The sequence below is a fragment of the Micromonospora sp. 4G55 genome, from assembly GCF_016803375.1.
In genome coordinates, this window is the sequence record NZ_JAEVHN010000290.1 from 1 (window position 1) to 7462 (window position 7462).

Here is a 7462-nt window from a genome sequence, read left to right on the forward strand (position 1 = left end):
CGGGGTGTGGCGCAGCTTGGTAGCGCACTCGCTTTGGGAGCGAGGGGCCGTGGGTTCAAATCCCGCCACCCCGACTGTCGTCCGCCGGCCGGGTTGCCCGGGCCGTCGCCGATTTTTGTCGCGCGGTACCCGGGCGCTGCCGGAGCAGCAGCCCGGCTCGCCTACACTCGATGCGCGCAAACACGCCCAGACTCAAACTGAGATCCGTCAAGGAGTACGCCTGTGAAGAGCACCGTCGAGACTCTGAGCCCGACGCGCGTGCGGCTCGCCATCGAGGTGCCGTTCGTCGAGCTCGAGCCGAGCCTCAAGAAGGCGTACCGGGAGATCGGTTCGCAGGTGCAGGTTCCCGGCTTCCGCCGGGGCAAGGTGCCGACCGCCGTCATCGACCAGCGGGTGGGCCGGGGCACCGTCCTCAACGAGGCGGTGCAGGAGGCCATTCCGCAGAACATCCTCGCGGCGGTCCGTGAGCACGACCTGAAGACCCTCGGCCGCCCGGAGGTCGAGATCACCGAGTTCAACGACGGTGACTCGCTCAACTTCACCGCCGAGGTCGACGTCCGCCCGGAGATCACCCTGCCGGACCCGGCCACCGTCGAGGTGACCGTGGACGAGCTGCAGATCGACGACAGCGAGATCGACGAGCAGGTCAAGAGCCTGCGCGAGCGGTTCGCCACCCTCAAGACGGTCGAGCGGGCCGCCCAGGAGGGCGACTACGTCCAGATCGACCTGAACGCCACCGTCGACGGCGAGGAGGTGCCGGGCGGGTCGGCCAGCAACATCTCGCACGAGGTCGGCAGCAAGCAGCTCCTGCCGGGGCTGGACGAGGCCGTGGTCGGCCTCGCCGCCGGCGAGAGCACCACCTTCACCACCCAGCTCGTGGGCGGCGACTTCGCCGGCCGGGACGCCGAGGTGGCGGTGACCGTCCGCACGGTCAAGGAGAAGGAGCTGCCGGAGCTCGACGACGACTTCGCCCAGATGGCCAGCGAGTTCGACACCATCGCCGAGCTCCGTGACGACCTGCGCGAGCGGGTCACCCGGGGCAAGCGGGTCGAGCAGATCTACGCCGCCCGGGACAAGGCCCTGGAGCAGCTCGTCGCGGCCGCCGAGGTGCCGGCGCCGGAGGGTGTCGTCCGCGAGGAGGTCGAGAGCCGCAAGGCGGCGATGATCGACCAGCTGGAGCGGATCGGCGCCTCGCTGGAGGAGTACCTCGCCGCCGAGGAGAAGACCGAGGAGCAGATCGACGCCGAGCTGAACGAGGCGGCGACCGAGGGCGTCAAGATCCAGCTCCTGCTGGACACGCTGGCCGACGCCGAGGACGTCCAGGTCTCCGACGACGAGTTCGGCCACGAGATCGTCCACCGCGCGCAGCGGGCCGGCATGGCGCCGCAGCAGTACTACGACCAGCTGGTGCGCTCCGGCGCGGCCGCCGCCGTCTTCGGTGACGTGCGGCGTGGCAAGGCCCTCGCCGCGGTCATGGAGAAGATCAAGATCAAGGACACCGCCGGCAACGAGGTCACCCTCGAGGCGCTGCGGGCCGAGAGCGAGCAGGCGCACGAGCACGACCACGAGCACTGATCTTCCCCGGTAGGCCGCCGTCCGCCCGTTGCGGTGGACGGCGGCCGAAACCGTTTTCCGGGTACGTCGAGGCACAACTGCGCTGAGAGCGAACAGTGCCCCGACCGGGAGTCGATCACCCGGCTGAGCGGTTAGTGTCGGGGAGGACGGTACGGAGAGCGAAGGGCTGCCATGACCGACATGCACATCCCCAAGAAGTCGCTCCGGGCGATCGAGGCCCGCGGTGGCGACTCCATTGGCAACCTCGACGACTCGGTCTACAACCGGTTGCTCAAGGAGCGGATCATTTTCCTGGGCAGCGAGGTGACCGACCAGGTCGCCAACCGCATCTGCGCGCAGCTGCTGCTGCTCGCGGCGGAGGACCCGGACCGCGACATCAACCTCTGGATCAACTCGCCGGGTGGCTCGGTCTACTCCGGCATGGCGATCTACGACACCATGCAGTTCATCGACAACGACGTGTCGACCGTGGCGATGGGTATGGCGGCCTCCATGGGCCAGCTGCTGCTCTGCGCCGGCACGAAGGGCAAGCGGTACGCCCTCCCGCACGCGCGGATCATGATGCACCAGCCGTCCGGTGGTCTCGGCGGCACGGCCTCCGACATCGCGATCCAGGCCGAGCAGATGCTCTACACCAAGCGGATGTTCCAGGAGCGGGTCGCGCACCACACCGGCCAGAGCCAGGCGCAGATCGAGGCGGACTCGGACCGGGATCGTTGGTTCACCGCCCAGGAGGCCATGGACTACGGCTTCATCGACAAGGTGATCATCGGGGCCGCTCAGGTTCCGGATGGCGCCGGGACCCTGAGCTGAGGAGCTGACGATGACCGATCTGAGCCTGCCGCCCCAGTTCGCGGCCGTGCACAACCGCTACGTGCTGCCGTCGTTCGTCGAGCGCACGTCATACGGGGTCAAGGAGTCCAACCCGTACAACAAGCTCTTCGAGGACCGGATCATCTTCCTCGGCGTCCAGGTGGACGACGCGTCCGCCAACGACGTGATGGCGCAGCTGCTGACGCTCGAGGGCACCGACCCGGACCGCGACATCATCATGTACATCAACTCGCCGGGTGGCTCGTTCACCGCGATGACGGCGATCTACGACACCATGCAGTACGTCCGCCCGGACATCTCCACCGTCTGCCTGGGTCAGGCGGCCAGCGCGGCGGCGGTCCTGCTGTCGGCCGGCACCCCGGGCAAGCGGATGGCGCTGCCGAACTCGCGGATCATCATCCACCAGCCGGCCACCGAGGGCGGCTACGGGCAGGGCTCGGACATCGAGATCCAGGCCCGGGAGATCCTGCGGATGCGGACCCAGCTGGAGGACATGCTCTCCCGGCACTGCAACCGCCCGATCGAGCAGGTCCGCAAGGACATCGACCGGGACAAGATCATGACGGCCGAGGAGGCCAAGGAGTACGGGCTGGTCGACACGATCCTGACCAGCCGCAAGAAGGGTCTCCTGGCGGCCCAGGCCGCTACCTGAGCAGTACCGGGTCGGAGGTCGGTCGGAGCGTCGTTTCCGGCCGACCTCTGACACACCCGTTTTGGGGGTCGGAGAAACCTCCGCCAGCGGGTAACGTCGGTTCCGTACCGCTGGGCCGGGTCGGGCCGGCGGCAGGGATCGAGACGGACGGGCGCGCGGCGCCCGCAGGTCAGGGCCGGCGTTCCGGCCGACGAGTGCAGGGAGAACGTAGGTGGCACGGATCGGTGACGGCGGCGACCTACTGAAGTGCTCCTTCTGTGGCAAGTCGCAGAAGCAGGTCAAGAAACTCATCGCGGGCCCAGGGGTCTACATCTGCGACGAGTGCATCGATCTCTGCAACGAGATCATCGAGGAGGAGCTGGCCGAGTCCGGCGAGGTGAAGTGGGAAGAGCTTCCCAAGCCGATGGAGATCTGCCAGTTCCTCGACAACTACGTCGTCGGTCAGGACCAGGCCAAGAAGGCGCTCGCCGTCGCGGTCTACAACCACTACAAGCGGATCCAGGCCGAGGCGGCCGGCGCGCCGGGTTCCGGCAGCGACACCGTCGAGCTGGCCAAGTCCAACATCCTGCTGCTCGGCCCGACGGGTTGCGGCAAGACCCACCTGGCGCAGACGCTGGCCCGGATGCTGAACGTCCCCTTCGCCATCGCCGACGCCACCGCGCTGACCGAGGCCGGGTACGTCGGCGAGGACGTGGAGAACATCCTCCTCAAGCTGATCCAGGCCGCGGACTACGACATCAAGCGCGCCGAGACCGGCATCATCTACATCGACGAGGTCGACAAGATCGCCCGTAAGTCGGAGAACCCGTCGATCACCCGGGACGTCTCCGGCGAGGGCGTGCAGCAGGCGCTGCTGAAGATGCTGGAAGGCACGGTGGCCAACGTGCCGCCGCAGGGCGGGCGCAAGCACCCGCACCAGGAGTTCATCCAGATCGACACCACCAACGTGCTGTTCATCTGCGGTGGCGCCTTCGCCGGGCTCGACCAGATCATCGAGGCCCGCACCGGCCACGGCGGCACCGGCTTCGGCGCCCGGCTCCGGTCGGTCTCCGAGCGGTCGACCGACGACATCTTCAGCCAGGTGATGCCGGAGGACATGCTCAAGTTCGGGCTGATCCCCGAGTTCGTCGGCCGGCTGCCGGTGATCACCAACGTGCGCAGCCTGGACCGCAGCGCCCTGGTCCGGATCCTCACCGAGCCGCGCAACGCGCTGGTCAAGCAGTACCAGCGGCTCTTCGAGCTGGACGGGGTCGAGTTGGAGTTCGACGAGCCGGCGCTGGAGGCGATCGCCGACCAGGCGATGCTGCGCGGCACCGGTGCCCGTGGCCTGCGCGCCATCATCGAGGAGGTCCTGCTCTCCACGATGTACGAGGTGCCGAGCAACCCGGACGCCGCCCGCGTGCTGATCACCCGCGAGGTGGTCCTGGAGAACGTCAACCCGACGATCGTCCCGCGGGAGTTCACCGGCCGCCGGGCCCGCCGGGAGCGCGAGGAGAAGTCCGCCTGACCGGCGCACCACACTGACGACGACGGCACGGCCACCACTGGTGGCCGTGCCGTCGTTCGGTACGGGATCACACTGGCCGGGTCCGCCTGTCGTCTGGTAGGACCGTCCGATGTTCCCCATCATGCTCGCGGCGGTGTCCGCGGTCGCGTTCGGCACGGCCGACTTCTCCGGCGGCAAGGCGTCCCGCCGCGCCGACCCGGTCGCCGTCACCGTGGTCTCCCAGGTGTTGAGCGTGCCGCTGCTGCTCCTGCTGGTGCTGGTGGTACCCGGCACCCCCACCGCCGTCGACCTCGCGTGGGGGCTCGGTGCGGGCGTCGCCGGCGCCGCCGGGGTGATGCTGCTCTACCGCGCCCTCGCCGCCGGGATGATGGCCGTGGTGGCGCCGGTCACGGCGATCACCGCCGCGGTGGTGCCGATCATCGCCGGCCTGCTGACCGCCCGCTGGCCGGGCACCCTCGCGCTCTGCGGGGCGGGGCTGGCCGTGCTCGCCATCGCCCTGGTCAGCCTCGGCGAGGGTGGCGCCCGCGGGGCGGTCTCCACCCGTGTGATCGGGCTGGCGCTCACCGCCGGGGCGCTCTTCGGCGTCTTCTTCGCCCTGCTCGGCCAGGCCGGTCCGGCCGCCGGCATGTGGCCGGTGCTGGCGCTGCGGCTGAGCTCCATCGCCTTCGGTGTCGCGCTCGCGGTCGGCACCGGCGTGCGCCTGCGGATCGGCCCGCGGGTACTCGGCTGGGCGGCCGCCGCCGGCCTGCTCGACAGCGCGGCGAACGCGCTCTACCTGGCCGCCGCGGCCCGTGGCCACCTGAGCGTGATCGCCGCGATCGCGGCGCTCTACCCGGCCAGCACCGTGCTGCTCGCGCTCGCGGTGGACCGGGAACGGCTCCGGCTGGTGCAGCTGGCCGGCCTCGGGTTCGCCGCCGGCGCCCTGGTGCTCGCCAGCGTCTGACGCTGTTCCCGGCCGTCGTCCGCCCGTACCCTGATCTGCATGCGCGTCGCCGTCTGCCAGCTCAACGCCCGCGACGACCGGGCGGCCAACCTGGCCGCCGCCGAGGCCCTGCTGGTCAGGGCCGCCGCGGCCGGCGCGGATCTCGCGGTCCTCCCGGAGTACGTCGACTACCTCGGCCCGGGCAAGGGGATGCCGGAGCCGGAGCCGGTGGACGGCACGGTGGGCACCTTCTTCGCCGGCGTCGCCGAGCGGCTCGGCATCTGGGTGGTGGCGGGCTCGTTCCACGAGGCGGCCCGGATCCGGCGCACACCTGGAACACCTCGCTGGTGTTCGACCGCTCCGGCGCGCTCGCCGCCAGCTACCGGAAGATTCACCTGTACGACGTGGAGATCCCGGGGCGGGTGTCGTACCTCGAATCGGCGACGGTCGCCCCGGGCGACCAGCCGGTGGTGGTCGACGTCGAGGGTCTGCGGGTCGGCCTGTCGATCTGCTACGACCTGCGCTTCCCCGAGCTCTACCGGCTGCTGGCCGTCGACGGGGGAGCGCAGCTCCTGGTCGTGCCGGCCGCGTTCATGATGCACACCGGCCGGGACCACTGGGAGGTGCTGCTGCGGGCGCGGGCCATCGAGAACCAGTGCTTCGTGGCCGCCGCCGGTCAGATCGGTGACCACGAGCCGGAGCGCACCTGCTTCGGGCGCAGCATGGTGGTCGACCCGTGGGGGACGGTGCTCGGTCAGGTGCCCGACGGCCCCGGGCTGACGGTGGTCGACCTGGACCTCGACCGCCTGCACACCATCCGTACCGAGCTGCCCAGCCTCGCCAACCGCCGGCTCTGAGTGCCGGTCATCCCTGGACGAGCACGCCGATCAGGGTGAGGCCGACGATCGCCGCGGCGGTGACGAGCAACGCGGTGGTCATCCGGGAGCGGCCGCGCCGGGCCAGCCGGGCGGTGGAGAGCACGACGACGGCGAGCACGACCGCGGCGATCACCAGCTGCCAGAAGGGCGCCAGGAGTCCGAGCAGCGCCTCGTCGGCGAGGGTGACCGCGGGGGATCGGGACACGGGATCCATGGCAGCCACTCTGGCACGCCGCCGGCCCACCGGCGCGCCGATCCGATCGGGTACGCCGGCGCGGCACCGGACCGCACGCGGGACCCGCCAATGACGATCATTGATTTGCCTTATCCGGGGCAGTCCGCGTAACTTTCTCTCTGCACGCGGGAGGCCGGACAAACCGGCCGAGAGCGGGCGCCAGGCTCGTGGCGGAGACGCCGAGCGAGACTGAGGCGCGGGCGGTGCGAGACACTCCGGAGACGGGGTTGCGATCGCGAAACCGGCCGGGTAGAGTGCGAAAGCCGGCAGGGAGCCGGGCGGGTGGCCGCGAAGCGGCGATCGGCCGGTCTTGCCGACTTCCCACGCCAGAAACGACCACCGGATACGGTGAGCGTCAGCGTGGATCGGGCCGCACCAAGTTGATTACCTCAAACACGAGGTTGACAGCGAAAGTCGGACCCGGTAAGTTAGAGAGGTTGCCCCGGACGGGGGTTCCACGGTGTGGGGCTTTCGGATGGTGTGTGGTTGTTCTTTGAGAACTCAACAGGGTGCTTGTAAAGCCAGTGCCAATTATGATTTATACCCCGGACTGGTCGAGGCTTAGGTTTCGGCTGGTTGGGATTCCTTTGGCAACACTTTTGTTGTCAGGACAGTTTTTCGACAAAGTTTTTGTTGGAGAGTTTTGATCCTGGCTCAGGACGAACGCTGGCGGCGTGCTTAACACATGCAAGTCGAGCGGAAAGGCCCTTCGGGGTACTCGAGCGGCGAACGGGTGAGTAACACGTGAGCAACCTGCCCTAGGCTTTGGGATAACCCTCGGAAACGGGGGCTAATACCGAATATGACCTCCGGTCGCATGACCGGTGGTGGAAAGTTTTTCGGCCTGGGATGGGCTCGC

6 protein-coding genes, 1 tRNA gene, 1 rRNA gene and 1 pseudogene are annotated in these 7462 nt (G+C 69.2%); 8 read left to right on the forward strand and 1 reads right to left on the reverse strand.

Going from position 1 to position 7462, the window contains the following annotated elements:
• The 7 genes and pseudogenes from JNW89_RS21595 to JNW89_RS21625 all read left to right on the forward strand — a co-directional run bounded on the left by JNW89_RS21595 (position 1) and on the right by JNW89_RS21625 (position 6347).
• Positions 1-74 (forward strand) — tRNA-Pro (locus JNW89_RS21595).
• Positions 75-222: 148 nt separating this feature from the next.
• Positions 223-1575 carry a trigger factor gene (gene tig / locus JNW89_RS21600; RefSeq protein WP_238450285.1) on the forward strand — a complete coding sequence of 451 codons (1353 nt, stop codon included), beginning with the start codon at positions 223-225 and terminating at the stop codon, positions 1573-1575.
• Between the two features lie 171 nt (positions 1576-1746).
• The gene (locus JNW89_RS21605) at positions 1747-2388 is read left to right on the forward strand and encodes an ATP-dependent Clp protease proteolytic subunit (RefSeq protein ID WP_088960728.1); all 642 of its coding nucleotides are present in this window, start codon (positions 1747-1749) and stop codon (positions 2386-2388) included.
• Positions 2389-2398: 10 nt separating this feature from the next.
• Positions 2399-3061 (forward strand): ATP-dependent Clp protease proteolytic subunit, encoded by a 663-nt coding sequence (locus tag JNW89_RS21610; RefSeq protein ID WP_210776026.1) that lies wholly within the window; start codon positions 2399-2401, stop codon positions 3059-3061.
• Between the two features lie 211 nt (positions 3062-3272).
• Positions 3273-4568, forward strand: a complete 1296-nt coding sequence (gene clpX / locus JNW89_RS21615) for an ATP-dependent Clp protease ATP-binding subunit ClpX (protein ID WP_238450286.1) — start codon at positions 3273-3275, stop codon at positions 4566-4568.
• Positions 4569-4677: 109 nt separating this feature from the next.
• On the forward strand, positions 4678-5511 hold the full coding sequence (locus JNW89_RS21620; RefSeq protein WP_238450287.1) for an EamA family transporter: 834 nt from the start codon (positions 4678-4680) through the stop codon (positions 5509-5511).
• Positions 5512-5550: 39 nt separating this feature from the next.
• Positions 5551-6347, forward strand: a pseudogene (locus JNW89_RS21625) (carbon-nitrogen hydrolase family protein).
• A 7-nt stretch (positions 6348-6354) separates the two neighbouring features.
• Here the strand turns inward: JNW89_RS21625 and JNW89_RS21630 are convergent.
• Positions 6355-6582, reverse strand: a complete 228-nt coding sequence (locus JNW89_RS21630; RefSeq protein ID WP_238450288.1) for a hypothetical protein — start codon at positions 6580-6582, stop codon at positions 6355-6357.
• 651 nt (positions 6583-7233) lie between these two features.
• Between JNW89_RS21630 and JNW89_RS21635 the strand changes: the two genes are divergently transcribed.
• Positions 7234-7462: ribosomal RNA gene (locus JNW89_RS21635) — 16S ribosomal RNA — on the forward strand; the annotation flags it as partial.

Coding starts and splice junctions, on each gene's coding strand:
- JNW89_RS21620 (WP_238450287.1), top strand. CDS start 4,678: ATGTTCCCCATCATGCTCGCGGCGGTGTCCGCGGTCGCGTTCGGCACG.
- JNW89_RS21630 (WP_238450288.1), bottom strand. CDS start 6,582: ATGGATCCCGTGTCCCGATCCCCCGCGGTCACCCTCGCCGACGAGGCG.
- JNW89_RS21605 (WP_088960728.1), top strand. CDS start 1,747: ATGACCGACATGCACATCCCCAAGAAGTCGCTCCGGGCGATCGAGGCC.
- JNW89_RS21610 (WP_210776026.1), top strand. CDS start 2,399: ATGACCGATCTGAGCCTGCCGCCCCAGTTCGCGGCCGTGCACAACCGC.